The following is an 11,840-nucleotide window of genomic DNA, read 5'->3' on the forward strand; positions in this document are numbered from 1 at the left end:
AATGGCTGTTATACGCAATAAAAAAACCTGGGCACCAACCCAGGTCTAAAATTTAAAAAACAGATAAATATCAGTGCAATAAACTCATTTTTCTAATTTCGCATAACGTGTATTATGTTAATTTTAGGAAGTCTTTACAGTTGGCCTTCAAGTAACTGACCTATTTCTAACCTGGTATAGCCACGTTCTTTAAAAATCAAAATAATTGCTTTTTTATAATCTTCAGAAGTAGAAGTCTTATATTTAGTTATCAGTTGATTCTCAGAATTCAGCTCTAGATCATTTTTGATGGTCAATACTTCGCTAGAGATCCTATTAAAGATATTTAGGTTAAACATACAGGCACTCGTCATCCGTTATAGCGGCCCGACTACAACAAACACCTGCCTTAGCTTAGCTAGACACCCTTGGCCGCAAGGATTACAAATTAGACAAGATTCTGCAAGTTTTGCAGAATTGAGAGCCTGAATATTCGACGAAATTATTGTTCACTTAACATAATGGCGGTTATACGAAATTTAAAAACCTAGGCATTGACCTAGGTGTTAAATTTAAAAAAATATATAAAAATTAAGGTTATAGTCTCAATTTTAGAAGTTCGCATAACGTGTATTATGTTAATTTTAGAAAAAATAACTAATTTGAAAGGGATTTTTAATGGATATTTATCATAGAAGAGTGCTTTTAATTGGAGGACTTTTATTATTTTTATTATTTTTAATTCTTAATATTTTATTTTCTATCTTTGTAACAAAAATGGTAGATAAACAATATGAACAGGGAAACTTTAAAGTTGGAGAAATTTGTTATCTTGGTTATAAGCCCCTTTCAAGAAAATCTACAGGAGCATATATCTCTATAGGTAGCTATTTTTTTTAGTTGATGGTTTAAAGAGCAAGAACCTTGTTAGACCCTATTTTCCATTTAATAAGCAATTTCCAAATTTTATAAAAAAAATGGATAGAACAAAATGTTATAAAGCTGAATATTTAGAAGTAAATCTTCTATTTTACAAGCAAAGAAGGATATATCAATTGATTGATTTTAATGACTTTATTTCACAAAGCCATGTTGACCACCCTATAACTACTAAATGAATATTCCTATGAATCCAGCCTTTTGATCATCTATTTAACATAATGGGCGTTATACGAAACGTGTTTTTAAATATTGTTATTTATCAAAAACTTAACTCAATAAATCCAAAACCCCAAAGATCAAAAAACACACGTTTTAACAACTCGTGTGTTTTTTAAGCAGATTTGTAATCTTTCGCCAATAAAATCGTCTAAAAAACGCTCAATTTCGGGGTTTTTTAAATTTTATCAATGCTTGAATCCTTAAAATTATCCCCATTTTTTGTGGATAAAATTTAGGCTATTTTGTACGCTCTGGCGTACATAAATCTCGACCCTTTGCGGCTACCTGGGACAGTGGAATTTTCCTATGATCAAGTCATCAGGAACAGGATGTTCCATAACATAAAACAAAAATTATAAGTTATTGCACATGGACCAGAGGGTACAACAGCACAATCAGCAACGATGAAAAACCCCGGCAGGATGCCGGGGTTTTTTATTATTTAGATTTCTTAAATCAGCGTCGGGTGTGCCGTCCAGGATACGAATTAAAGTCGCTTAAAATAACGTCAATAAATATTGAAAAAGTCATAAAATGTGATATGTTTCACACTCTATTTTTTAGTAGTAAAATTTTTTTATGAAACTATTAAAAAATAACAGCAAGTTTTTAAAAAAACCATCTGTTTCATTATTAATAGGCCCTTATATGAAAAACTTTATCACTACAGCATTATTGCTTTCTTCTGGCGTATTTATAGCAGGACAAACAAATGCTTCTACTAAAACTGCGGATGCAACTTTTAAAGTTAAAATTGAAGTCGTATCAACATGTGCGATCAGTGCTACAGATATCGATTTCGGTGAAGTAAATAGTGGTATGGCAGCAACAGATAAAACTGGTACTTTAAATGTAACCTGTACTAGTCAAACACCATACAAAGTTGGTTTATCTGGTAGTGGTAAATTGACCAATACGGCTGACTCTACGTCTAGCATTGAGTATAAATTATTTCAAGAATCTAGTGATACAGCGTGGGACAACAAAGATAATCTATATTCTGCAACTGGCTCAGGTGATGTACAGAATATTCCTGTAGTTGCTAAATTATTTGGCTCTACAAATGTACGCGCTGGTAACTATGCAGATACCGTCACAGCTACAGTAACTTATTAACTTTTATTATCGTAAAGAGTCCACATGAAAAAGCCAGCCAAATTCTCTCATGTGTTCCACATTTGTGGTACAGGAATCTTGGCAGCTAGTATTTTTATAACACAGGCGCATGCTGCCAGTTTGCAAGTTGCGCCTATTTTATTAGAATTCTCACAACAAGAAAAAGTCAAAGAACTTTGGTTGACCAATACAGGTAATGAGAGTATTCGTGCACAAGTACGAGTGAACGCTTGGACACAAAGCAATCAACAAGATATTTTAACAAACTCCAAAGATTTAATTGCTAGTCCTATGGTCATTAGCATTCCTGCCGGACAACGGCAATTGGTTCGATTGATCCGCAATACTCAAATAGCAAATACGACTGAACAAGCTTATCGTCTCATCGTGGATGAATTACCTAACTCCCAGACTGATGTACAAAGTGGTCTACAATTGTTACTCAAATATTCCATTCCTGTTTTTTTAAAAGTATCGGACAGTAATGATACAGATCAAGGCATAACATCCCTGCAAGGTATGAGCTTTAAATATAATACGCAAACACTAACAATCAACAATCAGTCTAGTCATTATAAGCGCTTTAGTCAGTTTGCCTACATGGATGCGCAAGGCAAAAAAATACCAATTCAAATGGGATTGATGGGTTATGTACTTAGTGGGAAAAGCATGCAATGGAAAATTCCAAATAATATAAATGTTACGCGTGGTGGAAAGTTTATAGCTGTAGTTAATATGGATCTTCGTGAACAAACTCTACCATTATCTCCCTGATACAGAATAAGCCTTAGGTATAGGGAGTTTCTGATCATTGAATGTTCGAGCAAGCAATTTTATACTTGCAGGAATGATGCTGGTCACAGCACCGACAACATTTGCAGAACAATACTTATCCAATAATATAAACAGTGCGATTCAACAGGAATTGTATTTGGATGTAGAAGTAAATCAGTCTGCACAGATTCAAATTGGTCATTTTTTACAACAAGATCAGCAACTCTATATTGATGTAGCTTCCTTAAAAAATTTCGCCATTACTACCGAGATAGCACCAATCATAATTGATCAGGTACCCTATATCGCACTTGATCAGATTGTAGGGCTAAGCTATAAATATGACGACCTCAATCAAAAAATTTCAATCCAAGTACCTATTACACTGTTAAGCAGTCAACATCAATATGGCTATCAGCATCTGCCTGCTGCAAAAGTTAATCCATTGCATGAAAAAACAGGTGTCTTGCTCAATTACACTGCTTTTGCTCAGCAGCATGAGAATATATTTTCTTTAAATGGTTGGAATGAATTTCGTGTTTTTGGGCTATTTGCTGGGGTATTCAGCCTTTCTAGTAGCTACCAATATCAAGATAATGCCTTTATAAATCATCATATACTGGATACATATTGGGAAAAAGATATCCCAGAACAATTGCTTAGACTACGTTTAGGTGATGCACAAAGTAATGCACTGTAATGGACACGCTCTACTCGCTTGAGTGGTTTTAGTTTATCGAAAAATTTTGCTTTACAACCCTATACCGTGACGACCCCCTTAATGAGTTTTAAAGGTCAGGTAGCATTGCCTTCACAAGTAGATTTAATAATTAATGGTATTAAGCAGGCTTCTCAAGATGTCGTACCAGGACAATTTGATATTCAATCAGTCCCCAGTATTACAGGTGCAGGCAATGCACAAATGGTCATTACAGATATTAATGGTCAACAGCAAGTACTGAATATTCCCTTATATGGTACGAATAATCTACTCGCAAAAAGCTTAAATGACTGGTCTTTTAATGTAGGTTATCCAAAGTTAAATTATGGCTTATCTTCATTTGATTATGCACAAGATCCTGCATTTAGTGGAAGCTATCGTTATGGAATATCAAATAAACTTACTCTGGAAACACATACTGAATTGACCGATCAATTGCAACAGGTAGGACTAGGCACACTTTATCAATTAGGCAAACGTGCAGGACAGCTTAATCTCTCTTATGCTTATAGTCGTACACCTGAGCAACATGGACAATTATTAGGCCTAGGTTATAGTTGGAACTCTCCATTAATAAGTTTAAATTATAATGGGCTACGACAGTTTGGTGAGTTTAATGATATTGCTAGCTTGAATGATGCGGCATTTGCCAGTAGGTCAGACCAATTTTATATAGGTTTTAATACTAAAATTGGTCAGTTGGGAAGTAGCTATATCCAGCAAAAATATACGGAGCAAGAGAGTAAGTTTGTATTGCTAAACTGGTCTTATATCTTGCCGCAACGTATGAACCTAAATTTAGGTTATACGCATGATTTAATTAATAAGAAAGATAGTTATTATCTATCACTTAATATCCCTTGGGCGCAACGTAACTCAGCCACAGCATCAATACAGCGTAGTCATGATAACAAACAGTTTGGTGTGAATATAATGCATACGCTAAATCAAGATCAGGGAGGGATGGGATGGCAAGCCATGGCCAATCGTACAGATCAATACTCACAATTTCAGGGGCAGATCGACTATCTCGGTCGCTATGGGTTAGCACAGTTAAATGTGCAACATACAGCATCAGACCAACAAAATAATACCAGTGCATTTGCCTCAGTCAATGGAGGTTTAGTTATTCTAAAAGACGTGATACTACCCACGCGTTTGAGTAACGGTTCATTTGCTATTGTCTCAACAGATAATATTGCTAGCGTACCGGTGCGTATGGAGAATCGTTTAATTGGTAAAACTAATCAGAAAGGATATTTGCTATTAGATCGTCTAAATCCATATCAGCATAATAGTGTAGCAGTTGATACCCTGAACCTACCCATAAATTTAAAAATAGAAACAACACAGCAAGATGTTGTACCTCGTCAGGCAAGTGGTGTATTCGTTCGTTTTCCAATGTATCAAGTGAAATCCGTTCAATTACAGGCAGTCGATGATCAGGGAGAGAATCTAGCAGTGGGTAAATCTGTTTGGGATATTCAACCATCAATACAGCAGCCTCCTAAAACCATTGTAGCTCATGATGGTATTGTATATTTAGATGATGTGAAAAATAATAAATTATATATTGGCGATGAGCTTAAGCAATGCCAAGTGAATCTTCCTGAAGTTTCCACTCTTGAAGGTTTTAGCGATTTAGGAAGGGTGGTATGTCAATAACTCATCAATTTAACCGAATCAAAGCTTATGGCCTCATCAAGCGTTTAGCTTGTATGAGCTTATTGTTTTTAGCTTATAGCATATGCTCTTCATCTGCTTATGCAGAGAGTTGCTGGGTAAGTGGAGGTAATTTAAGCCTAGGCACAGCGAACATTCAAGGCTCGATGACAGCTTCTACGGATATTACCGTAACATGTAATTCAAATTGGAGTCAGCCAGTGACATATAAGATATGTATGGTAGTTGATAGTATAGATCCAGCGGCTAAAGATCCTCGCACAATGATTAACTATGATAACTATCCTGCTTCCTTATTAAATTATAACTTATATTATGATGTCGCACGAACACGCAAGATACCAAACTCAGACGCTAAAAATACAGCTCAGTGCCAGTCTGTTCAAGTAGGTGCTAATACAGGAAGTCCGAGTACATTAGTCAAAATGTATGGTCAAGTTCTTGCAGGACAAAATGTACCTGCCGGCTCCTATAAAACCAATAGTACTTCCATAAAGCTATACTATGCTTATCGCTATGGCTTAGAAGTACCTTCAGATTTAGAAGCTCTAGCTAGTCAAAATAGCTCAACTAACAATATAGTCGTCAATTCTAACTATGAAAATAGCTGTTTGATTTTATCTGCATCAGATATAGATTTTGGTTCAGTGGAGCTATTGAATAATACTTTATATCGTTCAGGGACTATTCAATTAGCATGTCCAATGGGTACCAATATGAAGGTAAGTTTAAATAATGGTCTAAATCCATTGGGCTCACAAAGACGTATGAAAAATTCTTTAGGAAGTTATATTCAATACAGTTTATATCAGGATCCAAGTCACTCGAACATTTGGCAGGCGGATACTTCATATTCTATAACCCACCAGACTATCCCTGTTTATGCGATGCTCCCATCGCAAAGCATTAGCAGTATAGGGAAATATTCCGATACCATTACTGTGACTTTAACTTATTAGAAAACTCTATATTTAATAGGTAATCGTAGCAGTAACTGTATCTATATATTGACCGGCAGGAACGTTAGTATCAGGCACTTTCCCCCAAATGGTAATATTTTGAGTTTGTCCTGTACCGTGTTGTGAAAAAAGATTTTCAGAGCTGTTTCCCCATTCTTTGCTCATAGATGCATCTTGATAAAGTCGATATGAAAGCTTCAAGGAAGCATCCTGAGTATTCTTTAGTGTGCCATCACTATTTAGTGAAATATTATAAGGCGTACCATTAGTACACGAGACATTTAAACTTCCCGTTGCCTGGATATTTTGGGTATTACGAGAAATTGTACCAAAATCTATATTAGAAGTAGAACCTGTGCCGATATCACAAATTTCATTGACTTTCATTTTGACCTGAAACTGTGTGGACTGCCGGTCACTCATGGTATAAGCAGAGACTGAAACTACAGCTAGAATTACAAATGAATATTTAAAAATTTTCATTGAATGTGCCTATATCCAATATAGATAATTATATTAATCTGAATTGTAGAGAGTAAAAAGGTAACTATTTAAAGTAATAGTCTGGATTACGCACTAAATTTCATGATTCTAATCATATTATTCGATTTTACTCAACTATGCTGCCATCTAGTAAACAATTCAAAAATAAAAGGGCAAACAGGCTAGATTTAACATAAAACCTCTTATGCGAAATTCAGGCTAACGCCACTATACAAGGCATCACACCTATACACTTTTTTAGATTGGCTACTTGAATACAGCTCTGAAGGGACAGCTGGCTAACGCCACTATACAAGGTCACACACCTTACACTTTTTTAAAACTTGATCGCGGATCTGACTTTAGAAATGAATAGATCAATTGAATTTTGGTTCCTAGAAAAATCCAGCAGCAGCCCGTTTACTTTAGATCGGATCTCTTTCGGATCACTCAGCTCTCCATTCATTAAGTTTTTCAGTAGTCCACCCACTTTATTCATATCTGATTTTAGGCTGCGAATTTCCTGGATTGTTTTTATATCAGTCAGACTTTTAGGTTGATAACCCAATCCTAAATCACGCAAATATTGAGAAGCTGATAAATTTCCCTGAGCAGCATTTTCTTCAATTTGCTTTTTCTCAGCTTCAGTTACTACAACTTGAATTACTTTTTGGCGTATCCGTTTCGGCTTTTTTTGTTCAGTCATTTTTTTGATTTCCAGTACATTTTGGCTATGCCAAAAGCTCCGCAGGACAAGATGCCACGTTGAGCTGAAAGCGAATAAGTCGGGTAATTTATATAACCAAGGCTTGCCATGTTATATAACATTACACATCTTGCCAATATCACTGAAAGTTCAATTGCACATAAACGCATATAATTGCACATCAAAATGAATAAAAACCATTTAAAAGCTTATAGTTGCATATAATTTCATATAAAATCGTATAAAAGCTCTTAATTGCATATAGTTGCACATAATTGCGTAAATCAAAGAAAGAGGAAGTCATTATGGTCACCAGACATGGCGCTAAGAAATTCATCATCTCTGTATTACCTGAAATAGAAAAACGGCTAGAAGCTGGTTATACAATTAAGGAAATCCACGCTGATTTACCTGAGCTAGCGAACAATATTTCTTACAGTTCAGTTTTGCGAAATTTGAATAAAATGGGAATGAGTGAAAAAAAGGTACATCTACATAAAATAGAAAAATTAGAGTCCCAGGATATGGTCCCCACTTCTAATGAAAAAATGAAAATGACGAATGCAGAAAGAAATACAGAAAAATTGAAGACTAAAAAACCTGTTTTTTCTTATGACCCTCATACAAAAGGTAAAGATTTTATCTAATTACTATAAAACTTAGCTTTTAAATGCACTCATTTGCGATTTAAGCTCAAATTCATATAGGAAGGTACAGAACGAGTGTCTACGAGTGAAATCGCTGAAATTCGCGCTTAGACCCTCTGAAAAACAATCTTTTAGATATTGGAATCTAAAAACTTTTTAATTACATATAAAAATTGGATTCTAGATCGAGCGCAGCGAGCAAAAAAGCTCTATGAGCGAAGCGAATTCATCGTGCTTTTGCTTTTTATTGAAGTCACAACGAGATGAGCCAAAAAATTGCCCCGACGAATCGAGCGAAAGCGAGATTCAATAGAGTTTGAGCGTAGCGAAAACCAAGGGCAATTTTTCACTCCTTGGGCTTTTAATTATTTTAAAGCTTTTAAATGCTTTTAGACATGCTGAAAGCCTTTGTTCACAATGCTTTCAAGGGTTATATGACACCGTTTACCTTGCAATATGACACCGTTTACCTTGCAATATGACACCGTTTACCTTGCAATATGACACCGTTTACCTTGCTTATAGCACTAAAATTAATTATTGTGTCATAGCATAATAATTAATACTGGTGCTTCATGAGAGAATTAGTGGTAAAAGACAATGCCTTAATCAATGCAAGCTATAACTTGGATTTAGTAGAACAACGTTTAATTTTATTGGCTATTGTTGAAGCAAGGGAAAGTGGGAAAGGGATTAATGCTAATGATCCCCTTGAAGTACATGCCGAAGGCTATATCAATCAATTTGGTGTACATCGCAATACTGCCTATCAAGCATTAAAAGATGCCTGTAATGATTTATTTGCTAGACAATTTAGTTATCAAAAAATAAATGAAAGAGGGAATATTGAGAACTATAGATCCCGTTGGGTTAGTGAAATTGGATATGTAGATAATGAAGCAGTGGTTAAGCTTATCTTTGCCCCCGCCATAGTCCCATTAATTACACGTTTAGAAGAGCATTTTACTAAATACGAATTACAGCAAGTTAGTAATCTCAGTAGTGCTTATGCTGTCCGCTTATATGAACTATTAATTGCTTGGAGAAGTACCGGTTCTACTCCAGTTATAGAGCTAAGTGATTTCCGTCAAAGAATTGGTGTACTCGATACAGAGTACAAGCGTATGGAGCGCTTTAAAACTAGTGTACTTGAGCTTGCTATTAAACAAATAAATGAGCATACGGATATAACTGTAAAATATGAACAGCATAAAAAAGGTCGATCAATTTCAGGTTTTTCTTTTACGTTTAAACAGAAGAAAAAGGATAATCCATCAATAGAAAGAGATCCGAATACCTTAGACCTTTTTTCAAAGATGACCGATGCTCAACGGCATATGTTTGCAAACAAACTTTCAGAACTCCCTGAAATGGGTCGCTATTCACAAGGAACTGAAAGCTATCCTCAATTTGCTGTTCGTATTGCTGAGATGCTACAAGACTCTGAAAAAATCAAAGAACTAGCCCCATACCTAAAAAAAGTGGGATACATGCCATCAAATAAAAAGGACACAGTAAATGGCTAAGTTATCGCTAAGTGAAGTATCTAAAAAATTTCATATTGATAGGTCAACCATTTACAGAGCTGTACGTAATGGGCGTTTATCACGCTCTAGTGATGGTCAATTTGACCTTTCGGAAGTGATTAGATGCTTTGGGGAGCCTGAGCAAACATCTCAACAAATTGAATCTTCTACATCAGATAGCGATGAATCTACAAAAAAACTCATTATTCATTTAGAAAATGAAGTTAAAAAATACCAAGAACGTGAAGAGCGTTTAATGCAGCAAATCGACCGTATGCAGACGCTTATTGAGTTAAAAACTGTTGCACCCGCCACGGCAGCGCCACAAGAAGATGCTACGGCATGCGACACCGATATGCCACAGCATGCGACAACACAACAAGACAATGATAATAAAAAGAATAATGAATTAAATATTGTAGAAAACGTGGCAGTGCCACAGCAAAAAACTACAGCACACCACAGCCAAACGCTACAGCATGCCACGTTGCAAAATGTGGCAGTGCCACAACCTAAAAAACGTGGCTTATTTGGCCGTGTGCTGAATGCTGTTTTTGATAATGACTAAGGGAGAGAGATCATGCCGAAACTGAAAGACATTGCCTTGGGAATTATTGTGGCCCCGCTGCTGATCCCGATCATGCTGATTGCATCGTACCAGGATAAAAAGGCACTCAAAAAAGAGCTGGATGAACGCCAAAAAGAAAAAGACCAGGCATCCTGATTATTCAATTGACCTAATCAAACTCGTGAAACTTTGATTAAATAATAAGCGTGGAACGTGAAAAGTCATAAAAAAAGCCCACCTTGGGGAAGATGGGCTATCAACTAGAAACTACAGCATTGATTTCTATAGATAATTATAACGCATTACGTATAAGGTGTATTATGTTAATTTTAGGAAAATTAAAGAATTTATGGAAAATGAAAGTCTAGAATCGATAATTGAAAAGCTAATAGCATTATTTGAAGAATTTGATTTAAAAAATTGGGAAAAAGCATATTCTGATATGCTCTTATGTCTTAAAGAGGATCCAGAATATGCTAAGTATCAATTGCGCATTAATTTTGGAGGAATGGGGTCATTTAATGATCTCATCTTGCATCGTGATGGAGTTCCTCTTATTGAAGAAAATGATTATTTAAATGAATTAAGAAAACAATTGTATGCCTATTTAACATAATGGCTGTTATACAAATTTCCAAAAAAAAGCGAGAATTTTCTCCTCGCTTTTTTACTCAACAAATTAGAAGTTATATTTTAATTGAGCATTTACACCATTAAAGCCATCAAATGCATTAACGTGTGTGTAAGCTACTTCTGCAGCCAAGTTTGGAGTGAAGTTATAGCCAGCTCCAGCTTGAATGATTAAACCTGAATCATCTTCGCTAGCTGAAACTGTATAACCTTGATAAGTAGCATCTACATCGAGGTCAACACGTGCATAACCTGCCATACCTTTAGCATAGAAATTATTTGCTAAAGGATATTTAGCTGTTAAGCCAATACCATAGTATTGAACATCGGCGTCAGTTCTTACACCAAATTCTTCTAAATCGCCATCGAACTCGATGTCATTTACAGATTTATTCCAGAATACTTCAGCACCAACATATTCATTAAATTGCAAACCACCATTCAGGCCTAGAAAATGTACATCAACATCATCGTTATTTAAAAATGTATAGCCAGCGCCTACATATGGCTGAATTGTTGTACTACCAGCATTTGCTGTAGTTGCTGCAATAGCCCCAAGAAGTGATACTAAAAGCAGTTTTTTCATTGTATATCTCATGAATATTGAAGTTATATAAAAACCCATAAATCATTGATTTAAAGGATTTGCATATATTGGAAATATAAATAAAAATTTGCAATAAAATTATACTAATTAGTAAGATATTTTTTGATTAATTGATTAATAAACAATCTTTTCTATTATTTCTAGAAATTTTCTATTTAACATAATGGCTGTTATACGCAATAAAAAAACCTGGGCACCAACCCAGGTCTAAAATTTAAAAAACAGATAAATATCAGTGCAATAAACTCATTTTTCTAATTTCGCATAACGTGTATTATGT

At 35.2% G+C, this 11,840-nt stretch carries 15 protein-coding genes; 11 read left to right on the plus strand and 4 right to left on the minus strand.

All coding sequences use genetic code 11. The annotated features are described in order from the left end of the window. Positions 1-134: 134 nt before the first annotated feature. Entirely contained in the window at positions 135-338 is a 204-nt protein-coding gene (locus FTV29_RS15195; RefSeq protein ID WP_057979931.1) for a hypothetical protein, read from the minus strand. A gap of 319 nt (positions 339-657) precedes the next feature. On the opposite strand from FTV29_RS15195, the gene FTV29_RS14345 reads away from it, so the two are divergent. The 6 genes from FTV29_RS14345 to FTV29_RS14370 all read left to right on the plus strand — a co-directional run bounded on the left by FTV29_RS14345 (position 658) and on the right by FTV29_RS14370 (position 6,393). Continuing rightward, the gene (locus FTV29_RS14345; protein WP_180075645.1) at positions 658-879 is read left to right on the plus strand and encodes a hypothetical protein; all 222 of its coding nucleotides are present in this window, start codon (positions 658-660) and stop codon (positions 877-879) included. Between the two features lie 840 nt (positions 880-1,719). Further along, a complete protein-coding gene (locus tag FTV29_RS14350; protein ID WP_218946080.1) occupies positions 1,720-2,256 on the plus strand; it encodes a spore coat U domain-containing protein in 537 nt (178 codons plus the stop codon). Positions 2,257-2,280: 24 nt separating this feature from the next. Then, on the plus strand, positions 2,281-3,030 hold the full coding sequence (locus FTV29_RS14355; RefSeq protein WP_180075646.1) for a molecular chaperone: 750 nt from the start codon (positions 2,281-2,283) through the stop codon (positions 3,028-3,030). A gap of 37 nt (positions 3,031-3,067) precedes the next feature. Continuing rightward, the gene (locus FTV29_RS14360; RefSeq protein WP_180075647.1) at positions 3,068-3,730 is read left to right on the plus strand and encodes a hypothetical protein; all 663 of its coding nucleotides are present in this window, start codon (positions 3,068-3,070) and stop codon (positions 3,728-3,730) included. 81 nt (positions 3,731-3,811) lie between these two features. Then, positions 3,812-5,416 carry a fimbria/pilus outer membrane usher protein gene (locus FTV29_RS14365; RefSeq protein ID WP_180075648.1) on the plus strand — a complete coding sequence of 535 codons (1,605 nt, stop codon included), beginning with the start codon at positions 3,812-3,814 and terminating at the stop codon, positions 5,414-5,416. Continuing rightward, positions 5,407-6,393 carry a spore coat U domain-containing protein gene (locus FTV29_RS14370; protein ID WP_180075649.1) on the plus strand — a complete coding sequence of 329 codons (987 nt, stop codon included), beginning with the start codon at positions 5,407-5,409 and terminating at the stop codon, positions 6,391-6,393. The genes FTV29_RS14365 and FTV29_RS14370 overlap by 10 nt, the downstream gene beginning before the upstream one ends. A 12-nt stretch (positions 6,394-6,405) precedes the next feature. Here the strand turns inward: FTV29_RS14370 and FTV29_RS14375 are convergent, their stop codons facing one another. Further along, entirely contained in the window at positions 6,406-6,876 is a 471-nt protein-coding gene (locus tag FTV29_RS14375; RefSeq protein WP_180075650.1) for a spore coat U domain-containing protein, read from the minus strand. A 337-nt stretch (positions 6,877-7,213) separates the two neighbouring features. Then, on the minus strand, positions 7,214-7,582 hold the full coding sequence (locus FTV29_RS14380; RefSeq protein ID WP_100329927.1) for a LysR family transcriptional regulator: 369 nt from the start codon (positions 7,580-7,582) through the stop codon (positions 7,214-7,216). A gap of 305 nt (positions 7,583-7,887) precedes the next feature. Here FTV29_RS14380 and FTV29_RS14385 point away from each other — a divergent pair, with 305 nt between their 5' ends. The 5 genes from FTV29_RS14385 (at position 7,888) to FTV29_RS14405 (ending at position 10,939) form a co-directional block, all read left to right on the plus strand. Then, entirely contained in the window at positions 7,888-8,229 is a 342-nt protein-coding gene (locus FTV29_RS14385; protein ID WP_163169833.1) for a hypothetical protein, read from the plus strand. A gap of 575 nt (positions 8,230-8,804) precedes the next feature. Continuing rightward, the gene (repM, locus tag FTV29_RS14390) at positions 8,805-9,755 is read left to right on the plus strand and encodes a replication initiation protein RepM (protein ID WP_126132568.1); all 951 of its coding nucleotides are present in this window, start codon (positions 8,805-8,807) and stop codon (positions 9,753-9,755) included. Continuing rightward, complete coding sequence (locus tag FTV29_RS14395) at positions 9,748-10,323, plus strand: plasmid replication DNA-binding protein (RefSeq protein WP_180075651.1); 576 nt, start codon at positions 9,748-9,750, stop codon at positions 10,321-10,323. Before repM ends, FTV29_RS14395 begins: the two co-directional genes overlap by 8 nt. Before the next feature lie 12 nt (positions 10,324-10,335). Then, entirely contained in the window at positions 10,336-10,479 is a 144-nt protein-coding gene (locus tag FTV29_RS14400; RefSeq protein WP_001125247.1) for a hypothetical protein, read from the plus strand. A 193-nt stretch (positions 10,480-10,672) separates the two neighbouring features. Beyond that, positions 10,673-10,939, plus strand: coding sequence for a hypothetical protein (locus tag FTV29_RS14405; RefSeq protein WP_100535607.1), 267 nt, complete (start codon positions 10,673-10,675; stop codon positions 10,937-10,939). A gap of 63 nt (positions 10,940-11,002) precedes the next feature. Here FTV29_RS14405 and FTV29_RS14410 read toward each other — a convergent pair whose 3' ends face one another. After that, positions 11,003-11,539 carry a porin family protein gene (locus tag FTV29_RS14410; protein ID WP_100535606.1) on the minus strand — a complete coding sequence of 179 codons (537 nt, stop codon included), beginning with the start codon at positions 11,537-11,539 and terminating at the stop codon, positions 11,003-11,005. Positions 11,540-11,840 lie beyond the last annotated feature (301 nt).

Origin of the sequence: Acinetobacter sp. YH12254, from assembly GCF_013417415.1 — a bacterium.
Taxonomy (GTDB): domain Bacteria; phylum Pseudomonadota; class Gammaproteobacteria; order Pseudomonadales; family Moraxellaceae; genus Acinetobacter; species Acinetobacter pseudolwoffii.

Excerpts from the sequence above, each read along its gene's own strand:
- FTV29_RS15195 (WP_057979931.1), bottom strand. The coding sequence starts at position 338 with ATGTTTAACCTAAATATCTTTAATAGGATCTCTAGCGAAGTATTGACC.
- FTV29_RS14345 (WP_180075645.1), top strand. The coding sequence starts at position 658 with ATGGATATTTATCATAGAAGAGTGCTTTTAATTGGAGGACTTTTATTA.
- FTV29_RS14350 (WP_218946080.1), top strand. The coding sequence starts at position 1,720 with ATGAAACTATTAAAAAATAACAGCAAGTTTTTAAAAAAACCATCTGTT.
- FTV29_RS14355 (WP_180075646.1), top strand. The coding sequence starts at position 2,281 with ATGAAAAAGCCAGCCAAATTCTCTCATGTGTTCCACATTTGTGGTACA.
- FTV29_RS14365 (WP_180075648.1), top strand. The coding sequence starts at position 3,812 with ATGAGTTTTAAAGGTCAGGTAGCATTGCCTTCACAAGTAGATTTAATA.
- FTV29_RS14370 (WP_180075649.1), top strand. The coding sequence starts at position 5,407 with ATGTCAATAACTCATCAATTTAACCGAATCAAAGCTTATGGCCTCATC.
- FTV29_RS14375 (WP_180075650.1), bottom strand. The coding sequence starts at position 6,876 with ATGAAAATTTTTAAATATTCATTTGTAATTCTAGCTGTAGTTTCAGTC.
- FTV29_RS14380 (WP_100329927.1), bottom strand. The coding sequence starts at position 7,582 with ATGACTGAACAAAAAAAGCCGAAACGGATACGCCAAAAAGTAATTCAA.
- FTV29_RS14385 (WP_163169833.1), top strand. The coding sequence starts at position 7,888 with ATGGTCACCAGACATGGCGCTAAGAAATTCATCATCTCTGTATTACCT.
- repM (WP_126132568.1), top strand. The coding sequence starts at position 8,805 with ATGAGAGAATTAGTGGTAAAAGACAATGCCTTAATCAATGCAAGCTAT.
- FTV29_RS14395 (WP_180075651.1), top strand. The coding sequence starts at position 9,748 with ATGGCTAAGTTATCGCTAAGTGAAGTATCTAAAAAATTTCATATTGAT.
- FTV29_RS14400 (WP_001125247.1), top strand. The coding sequence starts at position 10,336 with ATGCCGAAACTGAAAGACATTGCCTTGGGAATTATTGTGGCCCCGCTG.
- FTV29_RS14405 (WP_100535607.1), top strand. The coding sequence starts at position 10,673 with ATGGAAAATGAAAGTCTAGAATCGATAATTGAAAAGCTAATAGCATTA.
- FTV29_RS14410 (WP_100535606.1), bottom strand. The coding sequence starts at position 11,539 with ATGAAAAAACTGCTTTTAGTATCACTTCTTGGGGCTATTGCAGCAACT.